This window comes from Bacillus sp. FSL K6-6540, from assembly GCF_038007545.1.
Map to the genome: position 1 here is coordinate 7084199 of NZ_JBBOXH010000001.1, position 14107 is coordinate 7098305.

Below are 14107 nucleotides of genomic sequence, written 5' to 3' on the forward strand. Positions count from 1 at the left end.
ATCTCCCATGATCGTTGTCAATGCGGCTTTATCCAAGAGCCGGCCGTTATCTTCTCACTCGTCCTTTAACTACTTTCATTGTGCCAAGTAAGCGCTGCCGCCCTCAAGTTGAAAAATACTAGAACGGGATGGATAAATTAAAGAATCCTCCACAAACAACAAGAAAAACAGGCCAAAGCGGATTCGCCTTGAGCCTGTCGCAAAGAGAAACGTTGGTGTTAGATCCGATACATGGACCTCATCTCGGTTGGAGAAACGCCCGTATATTTTTTGAACTGCCTGTAAAAGTACGAGCTGTCCGTGTAACCTACGCTGAAAGCAATATCCGCCGTCTTCTGATCGGTATGCAGCAGGAGCTGCGTCGCTTTCTCGATGCGGTACTGGTTCAAATAATCCGAAAAGCTTGCGCCGACCTCCTGCTGAAAGAGCTGCCCCAAATAATTCGGATGCATCTGCAGCCGCTGGCTCAGCGTCTTCAAGGATAGCTCTTCCGGATAATGGTGCTGCACCTGCTCGACAAGGAACGATACATGGAGGCTGTACCCCTGTTCTGCTTCCTGCAGGCGCTGGAGGCTGCGCTCGACAATGCGCCATACATGGCTTCGGAGCCCCTGGAGCGTATTGATCCGGTGCATTGGCGTGAACACCTCGCTGTAGTCGGGGCTTTTCTCCACGTCCTTTGCCGCTATCATCAGTTGGACTGCCGCATTCATGCAGGCTCCCCTGGGTACCGTCTGCGCCCCGCTGCCGCCGTCAAGAACGGATTCGATGTAGGCCTGCAAGGACGAAACATCGCCTTCGATCAGCAGCTTCGCAAAAGCATCGGGGCGAACCGACGGCGAAGATGCCGGATCGGACTCCGGTTCCGCAGGCGGATGGTACAAGGTCTCTTCATCTCCTGCAATCAGGCAGGCGTTGAAATGGCCTTTCGCTAGCCTGTAGCTCTCCTGAATATCTTTAAAATCATGGACAGCCGCATGACCTTCGGCGCACCACATACGCAAGCCGGTCAACTGCCGCAGCTTGGCCATGGCTCCTCGCATCCCCTCCCGCGCAGCATCCTTCCGCTCCTTCATCGAGGCCGTCAAAACAACGATGTCGTCATCCGCATCGGGAAAACAAATGACCTCATGATCTCCCCCAAGCTCCTCCGAAAGAGCTTGGCAGCATTCATCCGCCAGGCTGGTCAGGCGGAAGAGCTGAGATACCGAGCGCTCGTCGGATATGAGCCGCAGCACGTTAACCTGGTATGACGGATAATGCAGCGGAATGCCGAGAAGTTCGGCTCTTTGCTTGAGCTCCGAGCTTTTGATTTCGCCACTCACCCATCGCTGCAAAATATTGCTGCGGAGAACCTTCCAATCCTCCTCGGAGCGAAACCGCTTCAGCTCCTCGCGTTCCCAATCGCCCCGGATATGCTTGATCGTTGCTTCCAGCTCCTCGATGTTGATCGGCTTCAAAATGTAATTTTGGATGCCGAGCGTGATCCCTATCTTCACATATTCGAATTCCTCATACCCGCTAAGCACAATGAACTTGGTGCGGGGATGCATGGCTTTCACCTTCTTAATGAGCTCGAGTCCGTTCATTCTTGGCATCATAATATCCGTGATCAGCAGATCCACAGGCTCTTCCCTCAATTTCTCTAACGCCTGCAGCCCATCGTTGGCCGAACCGGACACGTGCAGATCGTATTCCTGCCAATCCACAATCGTGGCCAATCCCTGAGCAATCAAAGGCTCATCATCAACAAAAAACACGCTCCTCATGTCGTCTCCCCCTTGCGAAGCTTCGGTATTTCCATGCGGACCTCGGTTCCCCGCCCCTCCGTGCTGCAGATGGTCACGCCGTAATCGCTTCCGTAATTCAGAACGATCCGTTCATGCACGTTCATCAGCCCGATCGACCGGTAGCCCTTGTCCGGAGGCTGGAGAACCTTGTCCAGCGTCTGGCGGATCTGGATCAGCTTGTCCTCCGGTATCCCCGTTCCATTGTCCGAGACAGTAATCACGACCCGGTCCTCTGTCCCATGGGCCCGGACTGAAATTTTATTGTTGTCCTCGAGCGGACGGAATCCGTGAACGATATAGTTTTCCACGATCGGCTGGATGAGCAGCTTGATAATGCTAAGGTTTTGGATTTCCGGGTCGACCTCAATTTCCGTCTCCAGCCGCCCTTCATAGCGGATGCGGAACAAGTCGAGGTAAACCGAGCACATATCAATCTCCTCTTCAACGGTAACCATCGTGCTCTTCTTCACCATGTTCTTGAACATGACCGACAGGCTGTATATCATTTGGCCCACTTCCTTCGCTCCCACGAAATACGCCTTCATGCGAATGGATTCCAGCGTATTGTATAAAAAATGGGGATTGATCTGCGACTGCAGGGCAACCAGCTCCGCGTTTTTTTGCTTGATTTCCGAGGTGTACATCTTATCGATGTACTGCTCCAAACGGTCGCCCATGTCGTTGAACCGGCGGGAAATTTGCTGCAGTTCGTCTTCGCCGGACATCTGGATGCGCGTCGACAGATCGCCTTCGCCGATGCGGTTCATCGAGCGGATGATCCGCTGCACTTTTTTGGAGAATTTTCGAACGATCGTGAACGTAATTGCAAAGCTGGCCGCCATAAATACAAGCGTGACCAGGATCAGTCCGGTCCTCAAACTCTCCGTATTCTCCTCGATCGAGGATTTCGACACGATACCCACCACCGACAAGCCCGCATTCCCGACATTCAACATGTTCACCTTGGAGGGTTCGTCCAGCTCCACCCAGTCTCCGGCTTTTTCCGGTTCCAAGTGGTAGGGATAGGTTTGACCGTAATACACATCCTCCGAGTCGTAAATCACGGTTCCCTGGGCGTTCAACACCATGATCCGGCCTTTGACCGAAGCTCTGCTCTCGAGCCAGGTCGATATTTGCCGGGCGTCGAACTCCACGTTCAACATGCCTACCCGTTCCAGGGTCCAAGGGTCCTTCAGCTCTCGCGAATAGGAATAGGACCTTGCACTGGAGCCTGCGACTGAACCTGAAAGCTCGTTTAGCGGCATGGTATCCCAGCTGTGCTGCTCCCGGCGGGCGAACCAGTTCTCCCACTTGCTTTTGGAACCGGATTCATTATTCAGCTGCTGGTTGGTCCGGCTGATGTGCATATAAAAATCGTTCGGATAACTGTAGATGGACACGCTTTTGGCGCTGGGCTCCTGCTCCAGGTAATTCTTCAGCAGGGTATTGAAGGACCGCAAACGCTGCTCCCCCGTCTTGGTGTACAAATCCAGGCGGTATTTGAGGTAACTTTCATATTCGTTGTTCAAAAAATAGATCAGCTCGTCGCTCAGCGTGGCGTCGCCGTAAATCTGCTGGAATATATTTTGGATGCTCTCATACTGCCGGCTCAAATAGATATTCAGGACATGCGCGGATTTGAGATTGGCGTCCGTCTGCTCGCGGAGTATGCGCTGCGTCTGGTATTGATAGACCAAGGTCGCCGCAATCGCAAACAGCACGATCATGACGGCCGAATACAGCACGACGATTTTGTTGAACATTTTTCGCTTCAGATGGTTTAAATAAAATTGGCGCAGTCTGAAAATATGTAACACACCCTGTTCTATAATGGTCACTTCGGCACCCAGTGTACACCGTTTCCGTAAACCCGGCAATTGCATTCTGCATCTCTGTGAACGAGCACTGCTGTACTGGGACGGCATGGATGGGCTGTGCCGGAAACGGCAGGCTGGATTCCGTTCGTCCCCACCGAACGTGTTATTGAGACGATCTGCATGATACTGGATGTGGCGAATCCCTCAACTGGTCCGCATAGGATATCCAGAGACTAGCAGGAGGTTTTGCTGAAGAGAACGCAAAAGGAGGGCACCGCAGGTTTTTGAGGATCCGCCGCTTATGAAGAAGGCATGGCATGTCGCTGCTTTCAGATAATGTCCATCTGTCGCGAAACTAGAGGAATACCCTGCTGGATGTTGAATATTTATTAAGGATCCGTGTTAGCTACTGTCGTGTTCATGATGAATGAAACCCTTACGAACCGAGGATATGACTGATGAAACTTCAATTCCTATATAATGAATATCTGAATCTGAAATTCAATCGAGGATTACCGTCCACTCCGATAGGCGGCTTTGCATACGGCCTTCTTGAGGACGGTGGCGCTGCATTATTCTTTGCCGAGCGTAACGATGAGGCTTTTGTGGAGTGGACGTATGAATTGCAGCCGAGGGACGCCCATTATGTTGCGAGCCCGGATTGGAAGCCTGTGCTGTCCGATTCTTTTAAACAGCTGGACGTCTATGATGAATTGGTATTCTATTATCTGCTGTTTACGATCAATGCAACGACGTCCATAGCCAAGATCAACCCGTACAATGCCATGAATGATTTCATGAAGAACTATGCTTTCTTTCAGTTGTCTCAATTGAACGGTGTCACCCGCTTGAACGAGGAACAGAAGCTGCAATTAAGAGACTTTTTCTTCTTTTTCTACCTATACGCGCACCCGGTGAATGAGGAGACCCTCTACGCCTTTTCATTCCGCGGGCATGATTTGATCCATACCAAAACCAACATTCATGTTGAGCATTATGTAACTGCATATCACGATTACTACAGCGAGCATCTCGACAAGCACAAAGATCAAATATTCATTGCTCCCCCTGAAATCCAGGCATGCAAACATCTTACGTTGGAGCTGTTAAGGTCCATCGAGGGCAAATCGGCCAAGCTGGAGATGCCACCGGAAGAAGGATTAGAGGCCCTGCTGCGGCTGATCAATGACGTTGATGGTTTTATGCACATGCATTCGGTGGATAAAACGACCCTATTCGGGATCATGAGCGATTTCCTCTCGGACGCTCGCTCCACCCCTTACCGCGATCATTGCTTCCGTATGCTGCTTCAGAATTATGCCTGTTATGTCCTTTATTTTGAGTTTGAGCAAATTCATCATTTGGTGGATTATTTTAAAGATACGCCGGTATGGTGCGAGAGAATGATTAATTCCCTTTTTACGGATGCTATCTTTATGCAGAAGATCCTGCGGCATCATCGTATCGAGATTGCCGATTATACGAACGTGATTGCGTTCTTTAATGAGGAGGCTCGGAGGATTTATTTGTAATCGCTAAGGGAGATGGGCACCGACTGCATGGTGAGAACCGACATCTAACCTACTCTCAGTAAGGGGGAGAACAGACACTTGGAAAAGGAATTCATACTGACACATAAGCTGTTGACCCTGCTCGATTCCGAATATCGGTGGTTCACCCTTGCCGAGATTGAAGAGCAAATTGGCGTATCGGACAAAACCATTCGTAAAATTATCGATGAAGCCAAGCAGGAGCTTCCTCCTTCCATTCATTTTGAAATTTCGCGGGGAAAAGGCGTTATTCTCCATTACGATAAACGAAATGTCGCGATTGGCGAGGTCATCTCTTCCATGTACAGGCAGAGAACCTTCTACCAGCTGCTGGCTGTGCTTTTTGCCGAGGGAGGGCGCTACTCGCTGGAAGAACTGGCCGACAAGCTGTATATGAGTTCTTCCTCGCTGAAAAAGCTGATCATCCGGCTGAACAACCATGAATTGAAGCCATACCATTTGCGCATTGCGTATTCCATGCCAGAGGTCAAAGGCAGTGAAATCAGTATCCGTTATTTTTACTGGAAAATGTTTTACGATGCCTATGAATTCTCCGGCTGGCCATTTGCCGACATAGACCAAGCTCAGATCCATGAGTACATAACGGCAATCGAGTCGGAGAATGACATCGTGTATTTCCTTAACGCTAAGCGGAGCTTGTCTTTTCTGGCGGCAATCATGATTACCCGAGTGCTGCAGGGCAAATATGCGGATGTTCCGAGTGGACCATATGACTGGGAGAACCGCATGCTTCACGCCTCTGTTGCCGCATTAGCCAGAGGGCTGGAACAGCGGTACGCTATTCATTTGCCGCTGGACGAAATCCGGTTTCTGCAGGCCATGTTCAGCTTGGGCCAATACAATTATTATGATGAAGCGAAAGTCAGCTCGATGATATCGAGGGAGAAAGCAAATCTCGTGGAAATCACGGAGGAAAAATATCAAATCCTCAATCATTTCCTCATGCTGGCGCTTGCAGCGTTCCCTGCGATTGAAATGAACGACCGGTTCATCTGGGAAATCGGAGATTTCTTCGAGAAGCTCCGGCTGGAAAATGCGCTTCCCGATCTGATCGCCGTCTCGGCAAGCAGCCTGACGGAATATGTCCTAAGGGATTGCCGCCCCATGTACCAGGTCGTAAAGAGCTGCATGCAGGAATGGAGCCAGCGCTATCCGGGCATTCAGTATAACGACTATCATCTGACGAAGCTGACGCTGTTGATCAGCTCCAGCCTGCGCTATAACAGCAAAAAGGCTTTCCTGCTGATCGGCGAGGAATTCTCCATCCGCCATTACGTCGCCAAGCTCATCAAGAATGAAATCGGTGACGAGCTGATCATCAACACCTCCATTATGGAGGGGCTTACCGATGAAATGATTCAGAAGCACGGCATCGATTTCGTGATCAGCACGTTCCCCGTTGAGCTGCATACGGTGCCCGTGGTCATTATTTCAACGATACCGACCAAACGGGATTTAGAAAATATCCGCAAGGAATTAATGCAACCATGAGACCTCATGGTTGCATTTTTCCGTTAAGCTCCGTAACTTTCTGGTCTTGGTTATCCCTCCGATTCTGACTATGATGAAGGCATACAATATTAAAGCGCTTTCTTAAGAGGGAGGCCAGTAAGCAGGAGGAGCAAGATGAGCATACATTTGGGAGCACAACAGGGAGATATCGCAGAACGCGTGCTGCTGCCCGGCGATCCGCTGCGGGCGAAGTTTGTGGCAGAGCACTTTTTGGAGGAGGTATATTGTTACAACGAAGTGAGAGGCATGTACGGGTACACCGGCCTTTATAAAGGAGTTCCCGTTTCTGTCCAAGGTACGGGAATGGGCAACCCGACCATGAGCATATATGCGACGGAGCTGATTCAGGATTACGGGGTCAAAAAGCTGATCCGCATCGGTACTTGCGGCGCCATGCAAAAAGAGCTTCAGGTCCGCGACATCGTACTGGCCCAAGCCGTATCCTCGGACAGCAATCTGATGGAAAAAATATTTCATGGCTGCAATTACGCGCCAACCGCCGATTACGGCATGTTAAGCAAAGCCCATCAACTGGCTCAGGAGAAGCAGGTGAATGTCTTTGTCGGTAACATCTATAATTCCGATGAATTTTATAGGGAAACTTTGGACCGTCTTCATAAATTCATGGAGTTCGGCGTGCTCGCGGTCGAGATGGAAAGTGCCGCCCTATACACGCTGGCAGCTAAATACGGTGTCAGGGCCCTATCCATATTGACGGTAGGCAGTCATCTGCTGACCAATGAACGCTCGTCCCATCAAGACAGCGAGAAGTCCTTCCACGACATGGTCGAGGTCGCGCTCCATACCATCTTAGCGGACGAATAGGGATTGCTTGAAAACTAAACTATGCTCTAGGGGGAAAAATCAATGGGAATCAAACGCGGATTTAAATATGATTTTTCGTTGTTGGCCATTTTGTTGATCCCGATCGGGATCGCCATCAACTTTGTCGGTGCGCAAATCATACTGCTGCTCAAGCTGCCGATTTACCTGAACACCATCGGGACGATTCTGACGGCCATGATCGCCGGTCCTTGGGTCGGTATGATTACGGGGGCGAGCACCAATCTTGTTGTCGGCATAACGAACCCGGTCTCGTTCGCATTTACGCCTGTACAAATGGCCGTCGGTCTGGTGGTCGGCCTGCTCTCCATGAGAGGCATGTATACGAAGCTGTGGAAAGTCATCTTGTCTTCATTCGCTGTCGTACTGACCGTTCTGATCGTGGCCTCTCCGATCCAGGTGCTGATGTTCGGCGGAGCGACCGGCAACTCTTCGGATGCCGTGGTTGCTACATTCCTGGCCTCCGGTCAGCAGATCTGGACAGCGGTATTCTCAACCAAAATCCTGGTGGAAAGCGTCGACAAAATCATCAGCAACGTCATTGCCTTTGTCATCGTGATGAAGATGTCCCCAAGGTACTTGTCCAAGCTCAATTACGGTGCAGCTTTTATCAAAAAGAAATGACGTATAGTCCGTAATGGATACGCTTTCATAAAGGAGGGGTTCTTGTGAATAACGAACGGTCCTTGTTGAGCCGTCTTTATCCAACAACCAAGTTTATGATTATCATCGCTTTATGTTTGGCCGCATTTATCGTGCCCGGCTACGGGTTCAGCTACGCGGTTCTGCCGATTTGCATGGTGCTGGCCTACTTCGCCGGCAGCTTTAAGGAGTTTTCCAATCTGGCGATTAAGGCTCTGCTGATGATTGTTGTGTTCATCTTTATCCTGCAGAGCTTCTTCTATCCCGGCAACGACATTCTGTGGAGCTGGAGCATCTTCTCCATCAAGCGGGAAGGACTGGAATTCGCCCTGTTCCTGACATCCAAAATCGTGGCGGTCGCATCGGCCTTCATTCTGTTCTTCCGCATCACCAAGGTCAAGGATTTGGTCCATTCCCTGGAACAGATCGGCCTGCCGTCCAAAGTAACCTATGTCATCTTGTCCACCTTGCAGCTCATCCCGGAGATGAAAAAGCTGACCCACGTCATCATGGATGCCCAAAAAACACGAGGCGTTGAAACCGAAGGCAAGCTGCTTGTCCGCATGAAGGCCTTCCTGCCCACCCTTAGTCCACTCATTCTCGGATCCGTGGCCAGCACGGAGGAACGAGTACTGACGCTGGAGTCGAGAGCCTTCTCGGCCAATGTCAAAAAAAGCAGCATCTACAAACTGGAGAAAACAAAGCATGACCGGCTGGTTCGAATGCTGCTGGTCGTACTGCTTGCTATCTTAATCGTCTGGAGAGTTGCGCTATGAGTATCATTACGATCAAGAATCTGTCCTACCAATATCCGATCAGCGAGTCCGATGCACTCAAGAACGTGAATGTAACAATCGAAAGAGGCAAGCTGTATGCACTGATCGGGGCCAACGGAGGCGGAAAAACGACCCTGTGCAACGTCATTCGCGGGTTTATCCCCCACTTCTATAAGGGGGATCTGCGCGGCGAGGTGCTGATCGAAGGCAAGGATATCCGCGAATGGGAAATGGGCGAGCTCTCCCAAAAAATCGGCTATGTGTTCCAGAATCCTTTTACACAGATCAGTGGCGTGAAGGATAACGTGTTTGAAGAGATAGCATTCGGCCTGGAAAATCTGGGCATGGAGCCCGCACTGATCCGGGAGAAGGTAGATCAGGTCATCAACATGCTGGAGATCGGTTATTTGCGGGACAAAAACCCGTTCGAGCTCTCCGGCGGCCAGAAGCAGCGGGTTGCGCTCGCCTCCATCATCGTCATGGAGCCGGATGTACTGGTCATTGACGAGCCGACCTCGCAGCTTGATCCGAAGGGAACGGAAGAAGTGTTCAAGATTATCGAGCTGATGAAGAAAAAGGGGAAAACGATCATTCTCGTCGAACATAAAATTGAGCTGATCGCCGAATATGCCGACAATGTCATCCTGCTGAACGAGGGTGAAGTGGCCATGCAAGGCAGCTCACAGGAGATTCTTACCGATGAGCGTGCCCTGGCATTCGGAGCCGCGCTCCCCCAATACTCGCTGTTCGGCCTGGACATGCGCAAACGGGGGATGGATCTCGGGAGCATCCCCTTAACGGAAAAAGAAGCCCTTGAGGCCGTGAAGACATGGATGAAGAAGGGGGTTAACGCATGAGCTTTCTGACTTTGACGAATGTTTCCTTTGCCTATCCGAACGGCTACAAAGCGGTGGATGGCGTCAACATGTCCTTCCGAAAGGGGGAATCCGTTGCCATTGTCGGCCAGAACGGGGCAGGTAAAACGACCACCGTCAAGATGATGAACGGGCTCCTCAAGCCTTCCGAGGGGGATGTCGTCATTGACGGCTGGAATACGCGGGATTATACCACCGCGCAAATATCGCGGAAGGTCGGCTACGTGTTCCAGAACCCAGACGACCAGATTTTTCATAACGATGTGTACAGCGAGATTGAATTCGGCCCCCGCAAGCTGGGCCTACCGGAAGAACAGGTCAAAGCGAATGTCATGAAGGCGGCGGAGCTGGCAGGCGTCGTTCCGTTTCTAAAGGACAATCCTTACAATTTGCCCTATTCCATGCGTAAATTCGTAACGATTGCCTCCGTCATTGCGATGGATTCCAGCGTCATCATTCTGGATGAGCCGACGGCAGGTCAGGATCTTCCGGCCATGGCGCGGCTCGCCCATCTGATCGAGGCTTTAAACCAGGAAGGAAAAACCATCATCACCATCACGCATGATATGGAATTTGTCGTGAACAACTTCCAGCGGGTCATCGTCATGGCGAACCGTCAGGTCATTGCGGACGACGACAAGCGGGCCATCTTCTGGAATCCGGATGTGCTGGAGCAGGCGATGCTGAAGCAGCCGCATATCAGCAGGCTCAGCCACTCCCTGAATATCGGCGATAACATCCTGGCGATACCGGAGCTTGCGGACGAGCTTGCCAAGCATAAGTGATGGAGTAAGGGAGTGACAAGAATATGGAGCAGGAGCAGGTTAAACACATCCTCTTGGATGTGGATACCGGCGTGGATGATGCCCTGGCGCTCATCTTTGCCGTGAAGTCCAATAAGCTGCATATAGAAGGCATTACAACGGTATTCGGCAATGTGGACGTGAAGCAGGCGACGAAGAATACGCTCCAGGTGCTCGAATTGGCTCAGCCCCGGTACGAAATTCCCGTTGCCATGGGAGCGGATGCCCCTTTGTTTCGCCCTCGCCGGGAGAACGTAACCGCCATTCATGGAGCCAACGGCCTGGCCGGATATGAACTGCCGGAGGCGCGCCGATCGCCGGTGAACGAGAGGGCATCCGATTTCATCGTGCGGAAGGTGCGGGAACAAGCGCATGACATTACGCTGGTCTTCACCGGCAGGCTGACTAATTTGGCGGTGGCGCTCGCCAAGGACCCGTCGATCGCGCAGAAAGCCAAGCTGGTGCTGATGGGAGGGGCCATCAAAGTGCCGGGCAATATAACGCCCGTGTCCGAGGCCAACATCCACGGCGATCCCGAAGCGGCGCACCGGGTGTTCGAGTCCGGGATTCCGATTACGATGGTGGGCCTGGACGTGACCGGAAAGGCCAGGTTCGGCGAAGCTCATTATCAACAGCTCATGAGCGGCTTCACGGAGGAACAGGCAGAGTTAAAAGCTTTCATGCAGCATATATTCACCTTCAGCTTTGAGGCAAGCGACCGCTTGAACGAGGGCAGATACCGGCTGATGCATGATCCGCTGGCGCTGGCTGTCGTCGAGGACGCTTCCCTGGTGGAGATGGAGGATTATTACGTCTATATCGAGACAAAAGGACAGGTATCTTCCGGCGCAACGCTGGTCGACTTCAGACGCCCGCAGTCACGGACTAATGCCTCCGTCTGCATGCAGGTCCGTGAAGAGGTATTCCTGCAACATTATATCCAAACGGTGCTATCGTAACCGTCAGAGGAAGGAGCATGATTGATGCATCGAATCGTCTTGGATGTGGATACCGGCGTTGACGACGCGCTGGCGATTGCCTACGCTGTCCGGTCTTCGGCTCTCGATATCCTTGGAATAACGACTTGCTTCGGAAACGTACCGGTGGAGGATGCAACCCGGAATACGCTCCATGTGCTGGAACGGCTTGGCGCAGCCGGGGTTCCAGTCGCCATGGGGGAAGCCGCCCCCTTGTTCCATCCCTCGATGAAGTCGTATCCCGTCCAGTTTCATGGCGAGAATGGGCTCGGCAACTTGGCATTTCCCGATCCTGCAGCCAAGCCGGTCTCAACATCCGCCGCGGCCTTTATGGTGGATCAGGTCCGGCGATATCCGAAGCAGGTAACGCTCATCTGTGTCGGCCCGTTGACCAATCTGGCTGCGGCCATTCTGCAGGCGCCGGAGATAGCGTCGCTGGTCCGTCAGATTATCGTGATGGGCGGAGCCGTGGGCGTGGCGGGCAACCGCCGGATGCATGCGGAAGCGAATGTATACTCCGACCCGGAAGCGGCCCAGCTCGTTTTCCAATCCGGAGCTCCGATTACGCTGGTCGGACTGGATGTGACCATGCAGACCGAGCTCAGTCTAAAGGATATCCAGCGCTGGAGAGATCTGGATTCGGACCTGACCCGCTTTTTGGCCGACATGACTTCCTACTATATCGGAGGCTACCGGGAAGCCTATGGCGACCGGACCGGCTGTGCCCTGCATGATCCGCTGGCGGTAGCCGTGGCGATCGACCCGACCTTGGTCGAGGTCCAGCCGATGGTGCTCCAGGTAGATCTGGAAGGCATCCACTCCTATGGCAGAACCATTGCCGATCTGCGTCCGCGTTGTACCGACCAGCCGAACGTTAACGTCTGCATCGGCGTCGACGCCAAGCGGTTTCAGGAACATTTTATGGAGACCTTGATGAAATAAGCTGCAGCAAAAGGAGCGAACGCCGGGTGCGTTCGCTCCTTTTTATGTCCCCCTCCCTGCTCTCTCCTCCCACTTCGCCCTCAAACCTTTCAAATCCTAGACAATGAATCTTAGCAAATTGGGTCTTCTTCTTACGGCCAGCGGGTGATAGGTAATCCTTCAAATTCATGCCAACTCCCCCGCAGCTCCTTGACGGTGGCATTCTCCTTCTGCGGGAATAATCCTTCGACTACGACATTGCCAAAACCAAATAATACGAGTGGCTACTTCTGAAGGAGCTGCGACTGCAAATGCGGAAGGCATGCCACTCGGGTTGCAGGCTTATCGTAAGCACGGGTTGGCCGGCGTTTCAGCAAATAGGTGACGTAAACCGAGTGGATATCCATGCCCGCTTCCCTCATGCCGAGTTGGAGGGTTTCCTGGGTCCCGCACAAGAAGGGATTTCCTTCCCGGTCCTCCCTGGCTCCCGGATTATCCAGGATCAGCATCAGTGAGCCTTGCGGATTGCCTTCCCCCCAGATGACGCGATTCCGCTGTTTGCACAATTCGCAGCGTTCGCAATGCTTCATATCTTCGGGCGCTTGCGATGAAAGTCCTCGTCTAAACGTTATGCATGGTATGGTCCAAGGGTTGATTATCCGAGAACAAATCCGGATTGTCCTTGAGCATTTCCGTTATGACATCCGCCACCGCGGCCGCATCGCATACCCGGACGACGGCATCGCCAAGATGCCCCTTATGCATCGCGCCCCGACTTTCCAGGACCTCATCGACCTTCCAAAAATGCTCTGACCACGACAACCCGCAATGTCTGCGGGAAGGCACCGGGATTTCCGTTCCATCCGGTAAAACAGTGTACAGCTTCTCATGGCCATCCGTTAACCTGCCCGGGATGTCCACCCACTCCTCGACTCCATGAATAAAAGTGTTGCGCTTTAAATCGACACCCACTAACAAAATCGTCGCCTTGCGGTCAAGCAGCTTGCCCCAAGCGGATCCTCTAGCGCATGGCGTGTCGAACCGATGGTCGTCGTTTGTGAACGGGATGGCATCCCGCCCTAATGCCGCCACGGAATGCGTGGGGTGCAGCGAACGCACCACATCCGGACGTTTGCGAAAAAGCTCCGGCAGGATTCCGACGCAGGATGGGGATTGGTCCACGTAAAATCTCGGATTATCCGCATTAATATAAGACCACGTGTGGGTAGGCAGCACCAGCAGCCCCTCTTTCATATACGCTGTCAGCGCATCGAGGACCGTGTCCGCGCCGCCTTCGATCGGCCCTATACTCTTCATGGAAGAATGGACTAACAGCGTACCTTTTCCGTCAATGCCCAGCTGCTCTAATTGCCTCATTAAACTTTCCCATGTGTGCATGTTCTTCTCCTCCCGGGCCAGGATATCTAAACTGGCTGTCACTATTATTTTTTGATGATTTCCCAGTGCATTTCGGCGGATGTATCTCTTTTGATAGGCTTTTTACATAAGATAGGTCCATCATATAGAGGACTGGGAATATTTGCAATGTTCCTATGCATGTTGGTTCTAACGTTCCAAGC

12 protein-coding genes and 1 pseudogene are annotated in these 14107 nt (G+C 52.1%); 9 read left to right on the plus strand and 4 right to left on the minus strand.

Annotated features, from left to right (window positions below):
* Positions 1–218: 218 nt before the first annotated feature.
* Positions 219–1769, minus strand: coding sequence for a response regulator transcription factor (locus MHH82_RS31920; RefSeq protein ID WP_015738045.1), 1551 nt, complete (start codon positions 1767–1769; stop codon positions 219–221).
* Entirely contained in the window at positions 1766–3673 is a 1908-nt protein-coding gene (locus tag MHH82_RS31925; protein ID WP_340969581.1) for a sensor histidine kinase, read from the minus strand. The genes MHH82_RS31920 and MHH82_RS31925 overlap by 4 nt, the downstream gene beginning before the upstream one ends.
* 392 nt (positions 3674–4065) lie before the next feature.
* On the opposite strand from MHH82_RS31925, the gene MHH82_RS31930 reads away from it, so the two are divergent.
* From MHH82_RS31930 to MHH82_RS31970, 9 genes are all read left to right on the plus strand, one after another.
* Positions 4066–5139, plus strand: a complete 1074-nt coding sequence (locus MHH82_RS31930; protein ID WP_340969584.1) for a hypothetical protein — start codon at positions 4066–4068, stop codon at positions 5137–5139.
* A gap of 78 nt (positions 5140–5217) precedes the next feature.
* Positions 5218–6669 carry a helix-turn-helix domain-containing protein gene (locus MHH82_RS31935; protein ID WP_251502069.1) on the plus strand — a complete coding sequence of 484 codons (1452 nt, stop codon included), beginning with the start codon at positions 5218–5220 and terminating at the stop codon, positions 6667–6669.
* A gap of 135 nt (positions 6670–6804) precedes the next feature.
* On the plus strand, positions 6805–7515 hold the full coding sequence (gene deoD, locus MHH82_RS31940) for a purine-nucleoside phosphorylase (RefSeq protein WP_015738049.1): 711 nt from the start codon (positions 6805–6807) through the stop codon (positions 7513–7515).
* Positions 7516–7557: 42 nt separating this feature from the next.
* On the plus strand, positions 7558–8157 hold the full coding sequence (locus tag MHH82_RS31945; RefSeq protein ID WP_015738050.1) for an ECF transporter S component: 600 nt from the start codon (positions 7558–7560) through the stop codon (positions 8155–8157).
* 44 nt (positions 8158–8201) lie between these two features.
* Entirely contained in the window at positions 8202–8951 is a 750-nt protein-coding gene (locus tag MHH82_RS31950; protein ID WP_340969590.1) for an energy-coupling factor transporter transmembrane component T, read from the plus strand.
* Positions 8948–9808, plus strand: a complete 861-nt coding sequence (locus tag MHH82_RS31955; protein WP_015738052.1) for an energy-coupling factor ABC transporter ATP-binding protein — start codon at positions 8948–8950, stop codon at positions 9806–9808. The genes MHH82_RS31950 and MHH82_RS31955 overlap by 4 nt, the downstream gene beginning before the upstream one ends.
* Positions 9805–10611 carry an energy-coupling factor ABC transporter ATP-binding protein gene (locus tag MHH82_RS31960; RefSeq protein ID WP_015738053.1) on the plus strand — a complete coding sequence of 269 codons (807 nt, stop codon included), beginning with the start codon at positions 9805–9807 and terminating at the stop codon, positions 10609–10611. Before MHH82_RS31955 ends, MHH82_RS31960 begins: the two co-directional genes overlap by 4 nt.
* A 23-nt stretch (positions 10612–10634) precedes the next feature.
* The gene (locus tag MHH82_RS31965) at positions 10635–11588 is read left to right on the plus strand and encodes a nucleoside hydrolase (RefSeq protein WP_015738054.1); all 954 of its coding nucleotides are present in this window, start codon (positions 10635–10637) and stop codon (positions 11586–11588) included.
* Positions 11589–11612: 24 nt separating this feature from the next.
* Positions 11613–12548 carry a nucleoside hydrolase gene (locus MHH82_RS31970; protein ID WP_015738055.1) on the plus strand — a complete coding sequence of 312 codons (936 nt, stop codon included), beginning with the start codon at positions 11613–11615 and terminating at the stop codon, positions 12546–12548.
* Between the two features lie 96 nt (positions 12549–12644).
* Here the strand turns inward: MHH82_RS31970 and MHH82_RS31975 are convergent.
* Both MHH82_RS31975 and MHH82_RS31980 read right to left on the minus strand, forming a co-directional pair.
* Positions 12645–13117: pseudogene (locus MHH82_RS31975) on the minus strand (uracil-DNA glycosylase).
* A 31-nt stretch (positions 13118–13148) separates the two neighbouring features.
* The gene (locus MHH82_RS31980; RefSeq protein WP_340969602.1) at positions 13149–13925 is read right to left on the minus strand and encodes an AAC(3) family N-acetyltransferase; all 777 of its coding nucleotides are present in this window, start codon (positions 13923–13925) and stop codon (positions 13149–13151) included.
* Positions 13926–14107: the final 182 nt, after the last annotated feature.

Excerpts from the sequence above, each read along its gene's own strand:
- MHH82_RS31920 (WP_015738045.1), bottom strand. The coding sequence starts at position 1,769 with ATGAGGAGCGTGTTTTTTGTTGATGATGAGCCTTTGATTGCTCAGGGA.
- MHH82_RS31925 (WP_340969581.1), bottom strand. The coding sequence starts at position 3,673 with ATGCAATTGCCGGGTTTACGGAAACGGTGTACACTGGGTGCCGAAGTG.
- MHH82_RS31930 (WP_340969584.1), top strand. The coding sequence starts at position 4,066 with ATGAAACTTCAATTCCTATATAATGAATATCTGAATCTGAAATTCAAT.
- deoD (WP_015738049.1), top strand. The coding sequence starts at position 6,805 with ATGAGCATACATTTGGGAGCACAACAGGGAGATATCGCAGAACGCGTG.
- MHH82_RS31945 (WP_015738050.1), top strand. The coding sequence starts at position 7,558 with ATGGGAATCAAACGCGGATTTAAATATGATTTTTCGTTGTTGGCCATT.
- MHH82_RS31955 (WP_015738052.1), top strand. The coding sequence starts at position 8,948 with ATGAGTATCATTACGATCAAGAATCTGTCCTACCAATATCCGATCAGC.
- MHH82_RS31960 (WP_015738053.1), top strand. The coding sequence starts at position 9,805 with ATGAGCTTTCTGACTTTGACGAATGTTTCCTTTGCCTATCCGAACGGC.
- MHH82_RS31965 (WP_015738054.1), top strand. The coding sequence starts at position 10,635 with ATGGAGCAGGAGCAGGTTAAACACATCCTCTTGGATGTGGATACCGGC.
- MHH82_RS31970 (WP_015738055.1), top strand. The coding sequence starts at position 11,613 with ATGCATCGAATCGTCTTGGATGTGGATACCGGCGTTGACGACGCGCTG.
- MHH82_RS31980 (WP_340969602.1), bottom strand. The coding sequence starts at position 13,925 with ATGCACACATGGGAAAGTTTAATGAGGCAATTAGAGCAGCTGGGCATT.